Here is a 17,918-nt window from a genome sequence, read left to right as displayed (position 1 = left end):
AAAACATGATGACAGTACCTACATAGATACTATCATCATGTAATAACACTCAATTACCAAGGACTTAATGGGAAAGAGCTGCCCGCCTCAGCCGCCACTGGCGCACTCGATAAATCGCCATTGGCACAATCAGGAAAGGCACTCCCACCAGCAGGCTTTCCCGCAAATCCGGCTCAAAGGCCAGCACCACCAAGCAGAAAACCTGAGCCCAGATACCAAATAAGGTTACATAAGGAAAAAATGGTGTCTTGTACTTCAGACTGGCAAAACTGCCATCAGCCACGGACTGCTTGCGGAATCTATACTGACTCCAGCAGATAGAAATCCAGGCAATGGCTCCTGTAAAGCCGGAAAGAGCCAGCAGATAGGTATATACCGCTTCACTAGCATCAAAGCTGTACAGCAGGATAATAAACCAGCAGGAAACAATGGAAACCAGCACCGCATTCTTTGGCATACCGTTCTTGTTCAGCTCGGCCAGCTTCTTGGGAGCCATGCCCAAAGTAGCCAGAGAATACATAGCCCGGCTTGTACCATAAAGGCCGGAATTGGAGCAGGACAAGGCTGCTGTCAGCACCACAAAGGCAAAGAGAGCTGCAAACCTGTCCAAACCATAATTGGACATAGCCACAGCAAAAACACTGTCCTCAAGACCTGCCTTATCCCAAGGCAGAATGGAAATCAAAATGGAAATAGGAATGATATACAGGGCAATAATCCGCCAGGTTACGTTCCGCACCGCTATAGGAATGCTTTTCTCAGGATTCTTGCACTCCCCTGCTGCCAAACCGATAATCTCCGTACCTTGAAAATTTACCAGAATAATGGTCATGGTCAAGATAATTGACCAATAACCGTTAGGGGCAAAGCCGCCGCTGCCTAGGAAAATACTGCTGCCAATATATCCCTGCTGGCCGATAAGGCCCATAATAATCAAAAAACCTACAATACTGAAAGCTATTAAAGCCACTATCTTGATAATAGCCAGCCAAAACTCGCTTTCCCCAAATTTGTCCACATGGAACAAATTCACAATGGTTACAAGCAAACCAAAAAGAACAGCCCACCACAATTGGCTTATCTGGGGTAGAAAATTATTCATAATGATGCCTGCGGCTATCATTTCCGAGGGGACATAGGAAACCCATGTCATCCAATAGGTCCAGCCTACACCACAGGCCCAGGTAGGACCGATATATTTTCGGGCATAGGTAACAAAGGAACCTGCTATAGGCTCAGCCACGGCCAGCTCCGCTAGGCAAAGCATAACACATAATACGATTGCCCCGCCTAAGAGATATGACAAAATGGCTGCAGGGCCTGCCTTTTCCAATACATATCCGGTTCCTAAAAAATAGCCGCTGCCAATAATTCCTCCCAGGGATATTAGCTGCAAATGGCGATTTTTCAACCCTCTGTTCATTTTTGGCTCGTTCATTGTCCTTGTAACACAACCTTTCCTTGTAGGCATCTACCTTGAGATGTCAACTACTGCACCCTATCAGACATAACATTCTGATACAACATTATTCTAGTGTATAATACCACTTTTTTCGGGGAAATACTACAAAAATTTTCGCCGAAAACCCTGTTTTTTTAGAGAAAAAACACCTGAAAAAAGCAAAAATATTTTATTTACCTAATATAGGTGTTATAATCGAAAAGAAACAATCTAAAGGAGGCTATTTTATGCCAGAAAACAAAATGGAACTACAGCCAGGCACTCGGCGTTTTTATTGGGTGCTATTCAAATCCACCTTTCTCATTAGCGCCTTTACCGTAGGTGGAGGCATGGTTATCATCCCCCTGCTGAAATCCAAATTCGTAGATGAATACGGTTGGATTGACGACAAGGAAACCTTGGATATTGTGGCTATTGCCCAGTCCATGCCGGGAGTTATGGCCATTAATGCTTCCATTATGCTGGGCTATCGTATGTCCGGCTTGATGGGCACCATGGTAACTCTTATGGCTACCATACTTCCTCCCTTGATTACCATGTCTCTCATTGCTCTGTGCTATGATTTGTTTGCCCACAATCAGTATATTCAGCTGGTGCTAAAGGGAATGCAATGCGGTGCCACTGCCATTATCATCAATGTGGTTATCAATCTGGTACAAAAGCTCTTTAAGAAAAAGCTGCTGCTGCCCTGCCTGATTTTCCTAGGTACAATGGTGGCAGTGCTGGCCTTTGATGTAAATCTCATGTATTGCGTTATTGTGGATGGCCTAATCGGTCTGGCCTTACTGCGGAATCCCAAATATAATTAAGGAGGCATCACTATGGATATCTATTTGCTCCTCTATTGGGAGTTTTTCAAAATCGGTCTTTTCTGCGTAGGTGGCGGTTATGCCTCTATGCCTTGGATTCAGGCTGCTGTGGTAGATAATTACCAATGGCTGACCTTGAATGAGTTTATTGACATCTTCACCATATCCCAGATGACTCCGGGGCCTATTGGCATTAACGCGGCCACCTTTGCTGGCACCAAGATTGCTGGCTTCTGGGGCTCCATTGCCGCCACAGTAGGCTTTGTTACCCCTTCCCTGATTCTCTGTCTGGGAGTTACCTGGCTGTTGAAAAAATACGGCGATATCAGCGCCATTAAGGGCATTCTGAATGGTCTAAGACCAGCTGTAATCGCCTTGATTTTCGCTGCTGGCCTTAGCTTTCTTTACCTCTCTGTCTGGAACACAGAAACTATGCCTACGGATTTTAGTCAATTCGACACTAAGGGAATAATTATCCTTGCCCTGGCTCTTATTGCAGTTCGCCGTAAAATGGGCGTCATAAATCTCCTGGCCCTTAGCGGGGTACTGGGGCTATTATTGGGAATAGCTGGACTGTAACATTTCTGTCAATGGCTTTTCTTGTAGAAAAAATCAATCAATCTGAATATTAAATAATTTTTGCGATAAATTTATCATCTCTGGATTAGGACTGCTGTTCAACCACTGCACCTGTCCCTTTGCCTGTCTATCGGACAAAAGCTGACGGCGAAACAGCCTTCTTCTCAGCTGTCTGGCTGTACCAGCGGCTCCATCGTAGATTTTCACCTGGGGCCCCAACAGCTCACCTATAACCTTGCGGACGAAAGGATAATGGGTACAACCCAGCACCACACCGTCTACTGGTTTATCCCCCAAGGTCTTGAAATATCCCTGCAAAAATTCCCGCAAAGCAGGAGAATCCAGTTCTCCCCGCTCCACAAACTCTGGCAGCCCTGGCAAAGGCAGCTTGATGATTTCCGCCTTGCCCTGCCACTGTTCCAGCAGGTTGGCAAACTTTTTCTCACGCAAAGTGGCTTCCGTAGCCAACACCACTACCCTGCCATTGGGACAGCCAATTACAGCTGGCTTTAGAGCTGGTTCAATGGCCACAATAGGCAGTTGAGGATATTCCTCCCGCAAGCGCCGGCCTGCGGCACTGCTGGCAGTATTGCAGGCAATAACTACCCCCTTTACCCCTTTGGCTATCAGCTTCTGAACCACATTTTCCGTTAATTCATAGATATTTTCTGTACTGCGGCTGCCATAGGGAGCATTGGCCGAATCCCCATAGAAAATAAAGTTCTCATGAGGCAGCAGCTTTACCAACTCCCGCAAAACGCTAATGCCACCCATGCCACTATCCATAACCCCAATAGGAGCATCTTTATCTAAATTAAATTCCATTACACACACTTCCATTTTTATCCCAGCCTAACAGATACTAAGACTTCATAATATATAGAGCCAGAGCCATAAAACACCTCATTTTAACCTCTATATTATACCCCCTACATTATCCAAAGTAAATGCTGAGCATACACTTTGAACCAGGTTGTACCATATATGATGCAACCTGCCCCGCCTGTAGAAAAAGCACATCATCCATATTGCTCCAAATAAAAAGTCAATAAATCAAAAATTATTCTTGACTTTTTGACCAATATTGCTATAATAATAATCAGAAAGAGCAAAAAGTCAAAGAGAGAAATCCCAAGACAGAATGAAAGCTCCAGGCAGTTATATTCATAGCTGCCAAATACATCCCCTGAAAAGGGAAGATAAAATATTTTGTGTAGATTCTTTGAAAGGAGTCCTAATTATGTTCGGTTTAGTTCCATTTGGTTCCAAAAAAAATAACGAAGTTGCCAAGAAAGAGGATGGCTTCAACAGCCTGTTTGATGTATTCAATGACTCCTTCTTCGCTAATCCTTTTGCCGGCTTTGGCGATATGCCTATGACCACCAATATGAAGGTTGATGTAAAGGATAATGGTGATTCCTATGAGTTGATTGCTGATTTGCCTGGCGTGGACAAAAGGGATATTGCCTTGAACTACGACAACAATTATCTGACTATCGAGGCCAAGAAGGATGAAAGCAATGACCAGAAGGACGATAAGGGCAATTATATCCGCCGTGAGCGTCACACCGGTACCATTAGCCGTTCTTTCTATATTGACAGCATTGACGAAAGCAAGATTGAGGCCCAGTTTGAAGGTGGTGTACTGAAGGTTACCTTGCCAAAGGCCCCAGAGGTACAGCGCAACACCAAGATTGCTATTAAGTAACCCCATAGTGTATATACATCCTATAAATTCCTACCCTATATAAAAATTCCCCAAGGGACTGTCCTAGCAGATAGGTATCAAAATGAATCTAATCTGCCATCAGCTCCCTTGGGGGATTTTTTATTGTCTTGCAGCTACCCATAAAAGATGGGCATAGTGCCTTATTTTACATAGAATACTCTATTAGGCTTACGGGCTGGAGTTTTAGGATATTCCCCTTCCACATAGCCCAGGGCGCAGTGACCAATACCTTCATATTCTTCCTCAATACCCAGAGATTTTAGTAACTCCTTGCCCCAATCCATTTCAAATTCTTCCTTGGCTCTGTGAATCCAACAGCTGCCAATGCCCAGCTCATGGGCGGCCAGCATAAGATTTCCCATAACCAGACTGCCATCATAAACCCGGTTAGGCCAACTCTTTTTAGCCAAAACAATAATCATAGCTGGTGCGCCATAGAATGGATCAAAGCCTTCCTTCCAGCCACCAATCTGGCAATTCATCTGGGAAATTTTGTCCCGCAGTTCCTTATTGGTTACCTGAATCATGATAGTATTCTGCTCACCATGACCACTGGCAGCATAAAGACCTGCTTCAATAATCTTATCCATAATATCCTGTGGCACCATATCCCCTTTGAACTTGCGAATACTTCTTCTGGTTTCCATTTTCTGCAAAACATCACTCATTAGTTTTTCCTCCTGTTTTTTTATTGACATAATTATACGAATAATGCCATATCTTATCCACAATTATTCCAGTTAGTTCTCAAATATGTCTGCTGATTACCTCCAGCAGCTTGGTCTTGGCTTCGACTAAAGGCTCCTCAATGGTACAGCCTGCTGCCCGCACATGACCGCCACCGCCAAATTCTGTGGCAATTACACTAACATCCACACCCTTGGAGCGCATGCTAACTCGGCATTTCCCTGGCTCCACTTCCTTCATAAGCACAGCCACATCTACTCCATCAATGATTCTTACTCCATCAATAAAGCCCTCTGTGGTGTCAAGGGTTTCGTAGAGAACATTGTCAATAAAAATACCTGCTACTCTCCCCTCCATAGCCATTTCAATGGTTTCCATAGCTTTGGCTCTATCCAGCACTTCCTTGAAGCTGCGCTTCTCCAAAGCCTCCGAAACCACATGAGGCTGAGCTCCTGCCTCCACCATATCTGCAGCTGCCCGCAGGGTAAAGGCACTAGTATTGGAAAAACGAAAATTACCTGTATCTGTGGAAAGCCCTGTATAGATACATAGGGCTACTGCTGAGTCTGGCGTAACAGTCAATTCCTGCGCCAACTGATAAATAATCTCTGCTGTAGCAGCCTTTTCTGCATCCAGATAGAGGAAATCTGCCTCTCCATCATTGGTGCGATGATGGTCAATATTGATAATAGGAGCCTGACATTTGTTCAGCACCTGTCCTATTCTATCTTTAGACACATCCAGCATAATCAGATAATCTGCAGGATAGCTTTCCTTTTCCGGCTTCTGTATGGCCTCTATATCTGGCAAAAAGCCAAAACTCTCCGGAATATCGTCGTCTACCAGCACCTCCACATTCTTCCCTAGACGTACCAGCATATGATACAAAGCCAAAGAGGAGCCTAAGGCATCACCATCAGGATTTACATGAGTGGTAATCACAAGATTTTCTGCCTCCAGCATTTTGGCTGCTGTTTCCTTTAATGTTATATGCACAGGAACCACTTCCTTTCTCAAATTCAATTAACTATTTCTTATTATACAACAAAAAAAGCTGTCGCGTTATGGATTATTACCACAAAATACGACAGCTTCTCGATTTTTATTTACTCAGCATCCTTGCTGTGCTCCTGCTTTTCAATCTGCAACAGCAGCTTCTGAATATGATCGCTGTAGTCCAGAGATTTATCCAGAACAAATTTTAACTCAGGGGTAACTCTCAGGCGGATACGATGTCCCACCTCACGGCGGATAAAGCCCAGAGAGCTATTCAGACCAGCCCAGCTTTTGGCTATCTGTTCATCATTGCCCATGATGCTGACAAATACCTTGGCACTGCTCAAATCTCTGGTAATCTCTACCTGGGTAACAGTCACAAAGCCGATTCTTGGGTCCTTCAACTCCTGCAGAATAATCTGGCTGATTTCCTGCTTCATGAGCTCCTGAATTTTTTCTATACGAAGCTGGCTCATATCTCTACCCTCCGTTTCTTTTTTTATTCCTTATTTATATCATTGATAGAGGTCTTTACCTCCTCCATGATATAAGCCTCTATAATATCTCCTTCACGGAAATCCTTGTAATCCTTAATGGTAATACCGCACTCGTAGCCTGCAGCAACTTCCTTCACATCATCCTTGAAGCGACGGAGACCATCCAGCTCGCCATCAAATACTTCAATATTGTCACGGACAATACGAATCTTGGACTGATTGGTAATCTTGCCCTCCAGTACATAGGAACCAGCTACCAGAGCCTTGGAGAATTTCATAACCTGACGAATCTCCACCTTGCCCTGAATAATCTCCTTGTACTTAGGAGCCAGCATACCGCTCATTGCTTCCTTAACATCGTTCAATGCATCATAGATAACCCGATAGGTGCGGATATCAATACCCTCGGTATCTGCTACGCGGCGGGCATTGGCATCTGGGCGCACATTAAAGGCAATAACCAGAGCATTGGAAGCAGAAGCCAGCATTACATCAGACTCAGTAACAGCACCTACACCGGAGTGTACAATACGGACACGAACCTCATCATTCTTGTTCAAGCCCATAAGAGAACTGTTCAATGCCTCTACAGAACCCTGAACATCGGCCTTAACAACGATATTCAGATCCTTCAGATGGCCCTCCTGAATCTGGTTAAAGAGATCATCCAGGGAAACCTTCTTGGCATGAATCATATCGTTGCGCTGCTTCTCCATACGCTTCTCAGCAATGGTACGAGCCTGCTTCTCCTCCAGAGCTGCCAGTTCATCACCTGCTGCTGGAACATCGTTAAGGCCCAGCACCTCTACAGGAACAGAAGGACCAGCCTTCTTCACATTCTCACCACGATCGTTCAGCATGGCACGAACCTTACCGTAGGTAGTACCAGCCACAATGGAATCACCAATGCGGAGAGTACCAGACTGAACCAGTACAGTAGCTACAGGACCACGGCCCTTGTCCAGCTGTGCCTCGATAATAACACCGCGAGCCTCACGCTTTGGATTAGCCTTCAGCTCCTTCACCTCAGCAACCAGCAATACCATTTCCAGCAGATCGCTGATACCAATATTTTTCTTGGCAGAAACCTCTACCATAATGGTATCTCCGCCGTATTCCTCTGGTACCAGACCATGCTCCATCAGCTCATTCTTAACATTGGCTGGATTAGCACCTGGCTTATCAATCTTGTTGACAGCAACAATAATAGGTACACCAGCATCCTTGGCATGGTGGATAGCCTCTACAGTCTGTGGCATAACACCATCATCAGCAGCAACTACCAGAATGGCAATATCTGTTACCTGAGCACCACGGGCACGCATAGCAGTAAATGCTTCATGACCTGGGGTATCCAGGAAAACAATCTTCTTGCCCTGACACTTTACCTGATATGCACCGATGTGCTGGGTAATACCGCCAGCCTCATGGGTGGATACAGAAGTCTTTCTAATAACATCCAGCAGAGAGGTTTTACCGTGGTCAACATGGCCCATTACGGTAACAACAGGTGGACGCAGAACCAAGGTCTTTGGATCATCCACAATCTCTGGAATCAGAGTAGGATCTACCTCTGGTGGCAACTCCTCTACATTAACTCCAAATTCGCTGGCCACCAAGGCAGCTGTATCAAAATCAATTTCCTGATTGATGCTGGCCAGAACCCCCATCAGCATCAGCTTCTTGATAATCTCAGCTGCGGTACAGCTCATCTTGCTGGCCAAATCCTTGACGATAATAGTCTCCCCTACTTTAATGTTCTTAGGGCGGGCTATTTCCATCTTTGGAGCCTGCTGCTGATTGTTCTTGTTGCGGTTATTCTTATTGCGATTGTTCTTGCCGCCAAAACCATTGTTGTTGAAATTGTTGCGGCCATTTTTGCCATTACGGTCATTGCGACCACCATTCTGGCGGTTACGATCATTTCTATCCATTCGGTCAGTACGCTCCATCCGGTTATCGCGGTTATTCTTCTTCTCGTTCCTGTTATCATTATGGCCACCATTGCGGTCGTTACGGTCATTGCGCTCAGGACGATTGCTGTTATTCTTTGGTCTATCTCCTACAGGCTTCTGGCGATCATTCTGATGGCCATTGCCACCATTGTTATGCTGATGCCTGTCGTTACGACGATCCTGCTGGCTGCCATTGTGCTTCTTCTGGTTATCACCAGCATTATGCTGTTCACCATTATTACGGCCCTGACGATTTTTGTTATCGTTACGCTCCCGAATACTGTGACCATTGCCACCAGCCTCACGATGATTTTTCTCCTGCTTGCCAGCCTGTGGCTGCTGAGTATGACTCTGCTGTGGCTTCTGAGCCTTGGCATGAGTCTGTGGCTTACCATCATTCTGTGGCTTTGGAGCTGTCTGCTTTGCATTAGCCTTAGTCTGCTGTGGCTTCTGCTGGGACTGCAGCGCCTTGATTACCACCTGGCGGGCATTGTCATCCACTGTGCTGGAATGGGATTTAGCTTCAATATTATTCTTGTGCAGAATGCCCAAGATAGTTTTGTTGTCAGTATTTAGTTCCTTGGCGATGTCATATATTCTGTATTTTGACATTAATCCACCCCCGTTTCTCCATCAGTGGGACAAAAGCGGGCAATTGCATTGGCAAATCCTGCATCCATTACGGCCGCCACTGCTCTAAAGTCCTTGCCAATACAATGACCTAACTGCTCTCTATCCCAAAGATAGACTATTTTTATTTTTCCTCGTGCCGCCATCTGCTCATATCGCTGACGGGTTTCTGCCGAAGCATCCCCTGCCACCAAGAGCAAATGGACTTTATTTCCTTGTACTGCCTTGGTTACAGCAAAATCACCGGAGGCCACTCGACCAGCCCGCTGTGCCATACTTAGCAGGTTCATTATCTTCTGTTCGTTCATCATTCTGAAAGGAGCTGCTGTAACAGCTCATCATATACAGCCTTGTCAATCTTGCTCTTAAAGGAACGATCCAGACCATGACTCTTAAAGGCCTTTTCCAGACATTCCTTGTTGTTGCATATATATGCTCCCCGACCAGCTTTCTTGCCTGTCAGATCTACAGAAAACTCCCCCTCAGGACTGCGTACTATCCGTACCAGCTCCTTCTTGGGATGCTGCTGCTGACAGCCCAGACATAATCTGGCAGGAATCTTCTTTGTTACTGCCATATTATGCTTCCTCGTCTGGCTCTACATCTGCTGGCTGAGAAGCTTCCTCTGGAGCAGCATTTTCCTGCTGGAAATCATCTTCCTGGCCCAGTTCAGCCAGAATATCATCAGCCAAATCATCCTCTACAGGAGCAGCAACTTCCTCCTCCTGAGCCTGAGATTCGCTCTTGATATCAATCTTCCAGCCGGTAAGCTTGGCTGCCAGACGAGCATTCTGTCCTTCCTTGCCAATAGCAAGGGAAAGCTGATTGTCTGGAACCACTACTCTGGACATCTTCTCATTTTCGTCTACATCTACGCTGATAACCTTGGCAGGGCTAAGAGCATGAGCAATGTAAACAGCAGGATTTTCATCCCACTCTACAATGTCAATCTTCTCGTTGTGCAGCTCATCCACAATGGTCTGTACACGGAATCCCCTATGGCCTACACAGGAACCAATAGGGTCTACGCCTTCTTCTCTAGCGCAAACAGCAATCTTGGAACGCATACCAGCCTCACGGGCTACGGATTTAATCTCCACAATGCCATCGTGAATCTCAGGCACCTCCAGCTCAAAGAGACGCTTCAAAAGGTCTGGATGAGTACGGGACAGAGTAACCTGTGGGCCCTTGGTGCTGTTCTTTACTTCAATAACAATTGCCTTGATACGATTGTTTACTACATATTCCTCAGTAGGAATCTGCTCTGCTGGAGGCATAATAGCCTCAGTTTTGCCCAGATCTACAAAAACATTTCTGTTTTCTACTCGCTGAATAATGCCGGTTACAACCTCATTCTCTCTCTCAGAGAACTCGCTGTAAATCATGCCCCGCTCAGCTTCGCGAATACGCTGTACAACTACCTGCTTGGCATTCTGGGCTGCAATACGGCCAAAGTTAGCAGGAGTAACCTCTACCTCCAGAGTATCCCCTACCTGATAATTTGGAGAAATCTTGCGGGCCATAGCCAAGGAAATTTCCTGAACAGCATCCTCAACCTCATCAACTACGGTTTTAATGGCATATACATGATAGCTGCCGGTAATGCGATCCAAATTAACTCGTACATTCTGTGCGGAATTAAAATTTCTCTTGTAGGCTGCCACCAGGGCATCCTCAATAGCATCAAAGATAATCTCAGGGTTGATACCCTTTTCCAAGCCCAACTCCTTGAATGCTGTCATAAATCCGCAATCTTTATCTTCTGCAGCCTTTACTTTTTTTGTTCTGGTAGCCACTATTTATTAACCTCCTAAATTTCATGACTGGTTACCAATCATTTGGTTTCTTAAAAATCTATATGCAGGTTCACCTTGGCTACCTTGTCCATTGGAATAGCCATATCGCCTACATTGATGGTTTCTCCATCATAGGCACTTAGTGGGCCTGTTACCACCTTTTTGCCATCTAGTGGAGCAAAAAGGCTTACATCAATATCCTTACCCATTTCCCGCTGAAAATCTCTAGGCTTTTTCAGCTCTCTATCAAGGCCGGGAGAGGATACCTCCAAAATATAACTGGTCTTGATAAGATCCTGGGCATCCAAAAGCTCTTCCAGCTTTCTGCTAAGATCCTGACAATCATCCAGATCTACGCCGCCCTCCTTGTCAATAAAGACACGAAGGTACCAGTCACGCTCCTTTACGTAGTCCACTGCCACCAGCTCCAAGGCTGTATTTTCCAGCAGCTCCTCGACAATCTTTTCTACCTCTGCTTCAATTCTGCCAGCCACGCAAATCTCCCTCCTTAACGAAAATTCCTATCTTATTTCAAAGAAAAGAGTGGGTGAAACACCCACTCTGCTAAGACTTAAATTAATTGCTATGCTTATTATAGCATTTCTATTCAGGTATGTAAATACTAATTTACATATTAATCAAAATTTATATATCGCCTTTTATCAAAATACAACCTGCGGTCATAACGACTGTTGCTCTGTCCGACTTAATGGCCCTATTTACGCAAAAGTGTCATGCCCCTCCGGCTGTTGCCGAATCACTCTACTTCAATCTCAACAGCACCTGCATCAGCTTTAATGGCTCTCGCTCAAAATAAGCTGTTTCCTTGACTAAAGCTTTGGAAAAATCTCGCCTATGATCAAATGATTTTGAGAACTCTCCCAGCACATCCAATATATTTCTTTCAGCCCATGCATTGTCTAAGGCATAGGTGCTATGAATCACCAATTGGCACAGTTCATAAGCTATCAAATATGAAAAATAATTATGCAAAAACCACCACTAAAGGAATATGTATAAGCATGAAAAAGCCATTCATGCTGCCAATATCGTTCTAGAACACTTCCCAAACGCTCTTGCACCAAATGATGCCTTTCCTCATATACATTGTTATAATAATCATTCATTACCTGCCAATGCTCGCTTGATATTAGTAATTCTTTTTCCTGCTTTAGCACTGTAATAATGCCATTCATAAATTGGTGATGAGCAACTGGATAATATTGCCAATTCTCCCATAAATTCGAAATTTCCTGCTGAAATGTGTCGCTATTGTAATAATCTATCAAACCTGCCACAGCTTCCACATCCTGTTGGCAATCCTCTACTTTATCAAGAAACAAACCTAAAATCACTAGTCTCTGCTCAAAAGTATAGGAAGTATTTTGCAAAATTGCTAATCCTCCCATCATAATATGAACAGCAGACAAATCATTAGGTACATTCTTCATGTTACAATTCTTTGCAATCAGTTTCCAGGCAGATGTATCCTCTTCACAGCTAATTTGCTGCAGCCCCATAGCATTAGGCGAAAGCAAAGCATATTCAGCAGCTACCGGACAAGTCATCGCCAACATTCTAAATTGATAATTACCAATTTGCTGTACCATTCTTGGATACACCTTGCAGGTTTGGGATAATGCACTCTCTCCCATATTACGCTGAATGTAACATAAATTATCCTCACACAGTAATGGACATACACCCTTATTATTTAGCTCAATTTGAAAACCAGTCTGAATAGTTGAAGGCTGAATGCTAGATAATATCTTTTTTCGCATAGCAGGATTCTTAATGCGCTGATATTTCTTATAAGTCTCCATATCAATATCTATACGCCATTTACCACAGCATTTGGCATTACATTTAGAACCATCACATTGAAAATCTGCTACATATTTCGGTTGTAATATAATGATATCATTATTTGACATCTAACTAATACCTTATGCCAATTCCATAGAAAGAATTGGCATATTCCTTTCTTTTACTAAAGTATTATTTTTGCCACTTTGTTTGTGCTACAAATTCAATATCTGGATTAATTCCGCTAGTCATTTCAATAACTTTCTCCTGCGTCAGTATACTAATTAGATTCATTATCATTCTATTATGTGCCTCTTCATCATGATAATAAATTTTAATCTTTGTATGAACTGGTTTACGCAGAAATAAATCCTTAATAATTTCTTTATCTGTAGCATCCAAGGAACACCCAAATATGTAAATATTGTTAAGTTCGTTTTGGCCAAGCCATTCTAAATACTGACTTCCTGTTCCTTTTAAAATTCTCTGAAAATATTTTCTATAATAGATAAAATCCAATTGCTTGTTTTTGGCATCATCATCCCTATATTCGTCAAAACCGATAATCATTTTGTTCTTTTCTATTATTCTTTTTATATTCTCTGAATCGTAATCATATTTTTTCTCGTTTTTTGTTAAATTCCGTATCTCATACATATAATTCACCGAACCATGTACAGTACAAGTATTATTTTCTTCTTGCTTAACGCCACTATATTTTGCATTGTAATTATTTATATAATTAAAGCTCAAAACATGGTCTATCTTATCATTCTCCCTTAATTTTAATAACCTATATATATCTCTTTGAATATCACATTCTTCATATATCGTACTAATAAAAAAATCAATGTATATCCCCAAAGCCATAACAAATTTATCATGTTCGTATATTAAACTGCTTCTTAATTTTTCATACACTTCTGCAGGCAAATTATATTTTCTATTTTCCTTTTTTTCACTTTGTATTTTTTCTATTAGTTCCTTTATTGTATTATTGACTTCATATGTGTCAATAAAAAAAGATTCGCGATTGACTATCGCTATAGAATCATTTTCCAATACCTTAATTGCATCTTTAATCTCTTTCTCAATATCTATCCAATTTTCGCCTGCAATCAATTGCCTATCATATCTATATTGAAAATATTCTATCCAACGGTTTTTATAAATACAGAAATGAAAATCTCTAAATACTTGATTGGCCTCTGAGGAGGTAAAAGCCTCGCTAAATCCGTCCCAAAATGGCTTTAAACTTTCTAATGTCTTCTTTTCATCTTCCATGGGATACCGATCTATTCTATCGTTTAAATCCCTTATGCAATCTTCAGGAACCCGAGCATCCTGATAATCTTTATTATTGTAGGCTATCTGAAATACCTTTATAAAATTCAAAAAATCCGTATACTTACTTGGCCATCCCAGTGCCAAATCAAATCCATTCCCAATAACAAGTATATTCAAATCGATCACCTTCATTAATATAAACATCTGCTTTGTACATCTATTCCTAATAATAATGGGGCGGGAGTGACAACTCTCCCGCCCCATATGCAATGGTAGTTCTAATAACACACCTTGATCCTTCAGGCTAGCAACAAGAAGGGGTGCGGAATTAGCATATTTAATTTATATATACCAGTAGCAAGTGAAACCTTGCTACTGAATATATCATAGTAATTTTGACAGCTTATCTAAATAGATTTGCCATCAACCAGCTATCCTAGCGATGCTCTTACTGAAGCAGGGACAGTACGTTGGAGCTGGACTGATTAGCCTGTGCCAACATGGACTGTGCAGCCTGCAGCAGAACATTGTTCTTGGTATAGTTGGTCATTTCCTTAGCCATATCAGCATCACGAATAGTGGACTCAGAAGCCTGTACATTCTCAGATGCAGTGGTCAGGTTGCTGGAGGTGTATTCCAGACGAGACTCAACGGAACCAATGGTGGTCTGCTGGTCAAGAGCCTTCTGAATAGCGTTATCCAATACGTTGATAGCAGCATTTGCCTTACCCTGAGTAGAAATGTTCAAAGTAGTACCGTCTGCACCCTTCAAGCCCAGAGCCTCAGCACGCATATCAGTCAAACCAACCTTAATGGACTGGTTAGCAGATGCACCAACCTGCAAGGTAATAGCATTATCATCAGACTTGTTCTGAGCACGAACAGTCTCGGAGAAAGCATCCAAAGCTGCATTAGCAGACTTCTTTACATTGCCCTTGGAATCGGTAATACTGATGTTCAGACCAGAAATCTGACCGCCGATACCTCCCTTGTGGGCAGTAATGCTAATCCCTGCCTCACCAGAAGCAGTATCAACCTTATCACCAGCAGCATCAATACCCACGGTAGCACTTGAAACTACCGCGGTATGTTCATTAGATGAAGCTACTCTGTCTTTACTGTATGTATTATAAGCATCAATTGCTGCTTTAGCATCGGCTTGTTTAGCTGCCAATTTTGCGGCATTAGGATCCTGAGCCAAAATCTTCAACATTTCCATTTTGTCAGCATCATTATCGGCAGTAACTGCTCCAGCGGTCTTGTCTATGGTCATGTAAGCCTTCAGCTTGCTAATATCGATTTCCTCTCCTGCTTTTGCACCTTCATTATAAGTAGCAATAGCCTTGGCTACCTTCTCGCCTGCCTTACCTGTACCACCTTCTACAGAACCCAAAGCAGCTTTTGCCGTGTTGTCAATAGCTATCTTAGTAGTGCCATCTTTTGCAACAAAATTTCCAGAATCAGCCGCTTTTTTACTAAACTGAGGTGGATAGTCCATAGTTCCCTTAGCAATTGCGTCAGCTACATCATCACCATACACTTTTGCATCAGCTTTCTTCATGGCTTCCTGTGCCTTAGTAGCATCTGTAACACCTGTGGAAGCCATAACACTTTCATTAGATTTATCTGCAAAAATCTTGCTACTATCATCAATATTTTCAGCATGATTGAAAATATCCTGCAAACTAGCACCCTTAGCATCAAAGGTAGTACTATAGGTCTTACCAGCCTGCACATAGGATACAGTTACCTTATCTGTATCTACAATCTCCAAGCTGTCGCCACTGCGAGCCTTCAAGGTAGTAAGCAAATCACCAGCCTTAGTATCGGTAGAAAGACTCTGGTTAGTCAATACAGTGTAGGTAGCATTACCCTTGCTGTTCTTGGATCCGTCAACCAGATATTTGCCGTTGAAGGTTACATTTGCATTATCGTTAATCTGGTCAATGGACTGATCCAGTTCCTTCTGGATGGTCTGACGATCAGAATCGGTGTTGGAATCGTTGGCTGCGTTTACAGCCTTTTCCTTCAAAGTCTTAAGAATCTCAACAGTAGAGCTTACAGCACCCTCAGCTACCTTCATCATGGAGCTGCCATTCTGGGTGTTCTGATTTGCCTGATCCAGGGAACGGATCTGTACGCGCATGCGCTCGGAAATAGCGTAGCCGGAAGCATCATCAGCAGCGCTGTTAATCTTCATGCCGGAAGAAACCTTCTGCAGGCTCTTGGACAGGGCGCTGGAGTTCTTGTTCAAAGTGTTGAGAGTGTTAATTGCGGTCATGTTGTTCTTTACGATCATAGCCATAATAAATTCCTCCTTGATTTTAAAAACATCTAAAGAGAGATTGCATCCTTGCTATCTCTCCCATATAGGTAGGATTTTTCAGGAAAAATCCTGTTCCAGCCTCCGCGGAAAAATTGTCTGGTACAAGGCTTTTCTCTACTCCATCCTCGGTGACTATATTTTAATATAGAAGTTGAAAAAATCAAGTATATTCGGGAGTTTTTAGGTCAAATTTCATTCCTGTGACTACATGGGGGTTCTAGGGCCTCTCTGGCCTCATATGCCAGCCTCGCTCATGGCACTTAATAGTTTCCTAATTATTGCAACCGATCTGCAAATCATCTACCCCCACCAATTTCCCTATCCTCATATTTCCTCACAGCCAGCCTCTAACACTTGCCTGCAACAGCCTTATTCTTGACACAAAAATAAGGGCATATCCGCCTTACAAGCCGAATACGCCCCTTTTTTCATAAATTTTGTAAAGTTTTATTCTTTTCTCTCATTTATTATTAATTAAAATTGTCGTGTTGGATTTTTTCGCATAATATACCCTGCAACTTTACAATAAAGCAGCATATTTGGCAAATTCACTCTTAGGTATGCCAATAAACTCCATAGCCTGTTCCTTGGACCAGCTATTCTTGGCAATAATCACCCGCAAAATTTCTACAGTTTTATTCAAGGCGCCAATAGTCTTGCCCCTTGCCTCGCCAATAGCTTTTCCGCGAGCTTCACCACGCGCCTCTGCCTTATCTAATACTTTACACATATTAAATCCCTCCCTTTCATGGGCAATTTTTTTACCCATTTCAGCATATTTATCATCCTGTGTTAATACTGACATTAATTTCAAGAAACTATCTGCATGCTTAATAGTTTTATCCTTTGGCACATAATCATTATTTTTACTAAGCTGTACAAAGTAGTCTGCAATAATCTGAAAATCACTGGTAAATTTTTCTACCTGCTCCCCTGTAAGCCTTGGCACATCAATCAAATTGATTTTGTAGTCATTAACAAAGGGCTTCAAATCATCAGATATTTCCAATACATCATATAAGCTAAGCGGCTTCTTCCAAGGTGTCTTGCCAAAATATAACACAATAGTTACAACTGGGTAACGCTTATGGCGAATTTTATGTTTTTTGCCTGTTCCTTCATCAATAACTATTTCGTCTTGGTTCATTTCATCCCGATAGGAACTGCCATCATAGCCCATCACCCTCAATGGCATATCCATATCTATAGCCAACTGATTCTCTACTCCCAACAGGGCTAGACGAATATAACAGTTCTTATCCGTCCAATATTTAGCTACATCCCGTTCCTGTTCGTGTATTACATTATCATCAGCTTTATACTGTGATTTCGCCATTGCATCAACAAGAGCTTCTGGTT

16 protein-coding genes and 2 pseudogenes are annotated in these 17,918 nt (G+C 42.9%); 3 read left to right on the top strand and 15 right to left on the bottom strand.

From position 1 onward, the window contains the following. Positions 1–64: 64 nt before the first annotated feature. Complete coding sequence (locus tag I6E26_RS07350; protein WP_235321202.1) at positions 65–1,438, bottom strand: amino acid permease; 1,374 nt, start codon at positions 1,436–1,438, stop codon at positions 65–67. 251 nt (positions 1,439–1,689) lie between these two features. Between I6E26_RS07350 and I6E26_RS07345 the strand changes: the two genes are divergently transcribed. Both I6E26_RS07345 and I6E26_RS07340 read left to right on the top strand, forming a co-directional pair. Then, positions 1,690–2,271, top strand: a complete 582-nt coding sequence (locus tag I6E26_RS07345) for a chromate transporter (protein ID WP_235321201.1) — start codon at positions 1,690–1,692, stop codon at positions 2,269–2,271. Positions 2,272–2,283: 12 nt separating this feature from the next. Then, entirely contained in the window at positions 2,284–2,850 is a 567-nt protein-coding gene (locus I6E26_RS07340; protein ID WP_235321200.1) for a chromate transporter, read from the top strand. 33 nt (positions 2,851–2,883) lie between these two features. Here I6E26_RS07340 and murI read toward each other — a convergent pair whose 3' ends face one another. Continuing rightward, entirely contained in the window at positions 2,884–3,675 is a 792-nt protein-coding gene (murI, locus tag I6E26_RS07335) for a glutamate racemase (RefSeq protein ID WP_235321199.1), read from the bottom strand. Positions 3,676–4,090: 415 nt separating this feature from the next. Between murI and I6E26_RS07330 the strand changes: the two genes are divergently transcribed. Continuing rightward, positions 4,091–4,558: an Hsp20/alpha crystallin family protein gene (locus I6E26_RS07330; protein WP_235321198.1), complete on the top strand. Its 468-nt coding sequence runs from the start codon at positions 4,091–4,093 to the stop codon at positions 4,556–4,558. Between the two features lie 161 nt (positions 4,559–4,719). On the opposite strand, the gene I6E26_RS07325 is transcribed toward I6E26_RS07330, so the two are convergent. The 13 genes and pseudogenes from I6E26_RS07325 to I6E26_RS07265 all read right to left on the bottom strand — a co-directional run. Continuing rightward, positions 4,720–5,247, bottom strand: a complete 528-nt coding sequence (locus I6E26_RS07325; RefSeq protein WP_235321197.1) for a nitroreductase — start codon at positions 5,245–5,247, stop codon at positions 4,720–4,722. Positions 5,248–5,326: 79 nt separating this feature from the next. Next, positions 5,327–6,262 carry a DHH family phosphoesterase gene (locus tag I6E26_RS07320; protein ID WP_235321196.1) on the bottom strand — a complete coding sequence of 312 codons (936 nt, stop codon included), beginning with the start codon at positions 6,260–6,262 and terminating at the stop codon, positions 5,327–5,329. Positions 6,263–6,372: 110 nt separating this feature from the next. Next, positions 6,373–6,738 carry a 30S ribosome-binding factor RbfA gene (gene rbfA / locus I6E26_RS07315; RefSeq protein ID WP_235321195.1) on the bottom strand — a complete coding sequence of 122 codons (366 nt, stop codon included), beginning with the start codon at positions 6,736–6,738 and terminating at the stop codon, positions 6,373–6,375. Positions 6,739–6,761: 23 nt separating this feature from the next. Next, entirely contained in the window at positions 6,762–9,326 is a 2,565-nt protein-coding gene (gene infB, locus I6E26_RS07310) for a translation initiation factor IF-2 (protein WP_235321194.1), read from the bottom strand. Further along, positions 9,326–9,655 (bottom strand): L7Ae/L30e/S12e/Gadd45 family ribosomal protein, encoded by a 330-nt coding sequence (locus I6E26_RS07305; protein WP_235321193.1) that lies wholly within the window; start codon positions 9,653–9,655, stop codon positions 9,326–9,328. The genes infB and I6E26_RS07305 overlap by 1 nt, the downstream gene beginning before the upstream one ends. Further along, on the bottom strand, positions 9,652–9,921 hold the full coding sequence (gene rnpM / locus I6E26_RS07300) for an RNase P modulator RnpM (protein ID WP_235321192.1): 270 nt from the start codon (positions 9,919–9,921) through the stop codon (positions 9,652–9,654). The genes I6E26_RS07305 and rnpM overlap by 4 nt, the downstream gene beginning before the upstream one ends. A gap of 1 nt (position 9,922) precedes the next feature. Next, entirely contained in the window at positions 9,923–11,086 is a 1,164-nt protein-coding gene (gene nusA / locus I6E26_RS07295) for a transcription termination factor NusA (protein WP_235321225.1), read from the bottom strand. A gap of 104 nt (positions 11,087–11,190) precedes the next feature. Then, positions 11,191–11,634: a ribosome maturation factor RimP gene (gene rimP, locus I6E26_RS07290; RefSeq protein ID WP_235321191.1), complete on the bottom strand. Its 444-nt coding sequence runs from the start codon at positions 11,632–11,634 to the stop codon at positions 11,191–11,193. A gap of 474 nt (positions 11,635–12,108) precedes the next feature. Further along, positions 12,109–13,074 (bottom strand): flagellin lysine-N-methylase, encoded by a 966-nt coding sequence (fliB, locus tag I6E26_RS07285; RefSeq protein ID WP_235321190.1) that lies wholly within the window; start codon positions 13,072–13,074, stop codon positions 12,109–12,111. A 64-nt stretch (positions 13,075–13,138) separates the two neighbouring features. Next, entirely contained in the window at positions 13,139–14,425 is a 1,287-nt protein-coding gene (locus I6E26_RS07280; RefSeq protein ID WP_235321189.1) for an AbiH family protein, read from the bottom strand. A 256-nt stretch (positions 14,426–14,681) separates the two neighbouring features. After that, a pseudogene (locus I6E26_RS07275) lies at positions 14,682–15,308 on the bottom strand (flagellin); the annotation flags it as partial. A 632-nt stretch (positions 15,309–15,940) separates the two neighbouring features. Beyond that, positions 15,941–16,538 (bottom strand): annotated as a pseudogene (locus I6E26_RS07270) (flagellin); the annotation flags it as partial. A gap of 541 nt (positions 16,539–17,079) precedes the next feature. Further along, the coding region (locus I6E26_RS07265; protein ID WP_235321188.1) for an Rpn family recombination-promoting nuclease/putative transposase at positions 17,080–17,918 on the bottom strand (839 nt) is incomplete at its 5' end.

The sequence above is a fragment of the Anaerovibrio lipolyticus genome (genome assembly GCF_021531495.1).
In the GTDB taxonomy this organism is placed as follows: Bacteria; Bacillota; Negativicutes; order Selenomonadales; family Selenomonadaceae; genus Anaerovibrio.
This window is presented reverse-complemented; position numbering and strand designations above follow the sequence as displayed.

What these genes read in the sequence shown, in the direction of transcription:
- I6E26_RS07350 (WP_235321202.1), bottom strand. Translation starts at nt 1,438, where the DNA reads ATGAACGAGCCAAAAATGAACAGAGGGTTGAAAAATCGCCATTTGCAG.
- I6E26_RS07345 (WP_235321201.1), top strand. Translation starts at nt 1,690, where the DNA reads ATGCCAGAAAACAAAATGGAACTACAGCCAGGCACTCGGCGTTTTTAT.
- I6E26_RS07340 (WP_235321200.1), top strand. Translation starts at nt 2,284, where the DNA reads ATGGATATCTATTTGCTCCTCTATTGGGAGTTTTTCAAAATCGGTCTT.
- murI (WP_235321199.1), bottom strand. Translation starts at nt 3,675, where the DNA reads ATGGAATTTAATTTAGATAAAGATGCTCCTATTGGGGTTATGGATAGT.
- I6E26_RS07330 (WP_235321198.1), top strand. Translation starts at nt 4,091, where the DNA reads ATGTTCGGTTTAGTTCCATTTGGTTCCAAAAAAAATAACGAAGTTGCC.
- I6E26_RS07325 (WP_235321197.1), bottom strand. Translation starts at nt 5,247, where the DNA reads ATGAGTGATGTTTTGCAGAAAATGGAAACCAGAAGAAGTATTCGCAAG.
- rbfA (WP_235321195.1), bottom strand. Translation starts at nt 6,738, where the DNA reads ATGAGCCAGCTTCGTATAGAAAAAATTCAGGAGCTCATGAAGCAGGAA.
- infB (WP_235321194.1), bottom strand. Translation starts at nt 9,326, where the DNA reads ATGTCAAAATACAGAATATATGACATCGCCAAGGAACTAAATACTGAC.
- I6E26_RS07305 (WP_235321193.1), bottom strand. Translation starts at nt 9,655, where the DNA reads ATGATGAACGAACAGAAGATAATGAACCTGCTAAGTATGGCACAGCGG.
- rnpM (WP_235321192.1), bottom strand. Translation starts at nt 9,921, where the DNA reads ATGGCAGTAACAAAGAAGATTCCTGCCAGATTATGTCTGGGCTGTCAG.
- nusA (WP_235321225.1), bottom strand. Translation starts at nt 11,086, where the DNA reads ATGACAGCATTCAAGGAGTTGGGCTTGGAAAAGGGTATCAACCCTGAG.
- fliB (WP_235321190.1), bottom strand. Translation starts at nt 13,074, where the DNA reads ATGTCAAATAATGATATCATTATATTACAACCGAAATATGTAGCAGAT.
- I6E26_RS07280 (WP_235321189.1), bottom strand. Translation starts at nt 14,425, where the DNA reads ATGAAGGTGATCGATTTGAATATACTTGTTATTGGGAATGGATTTGAT.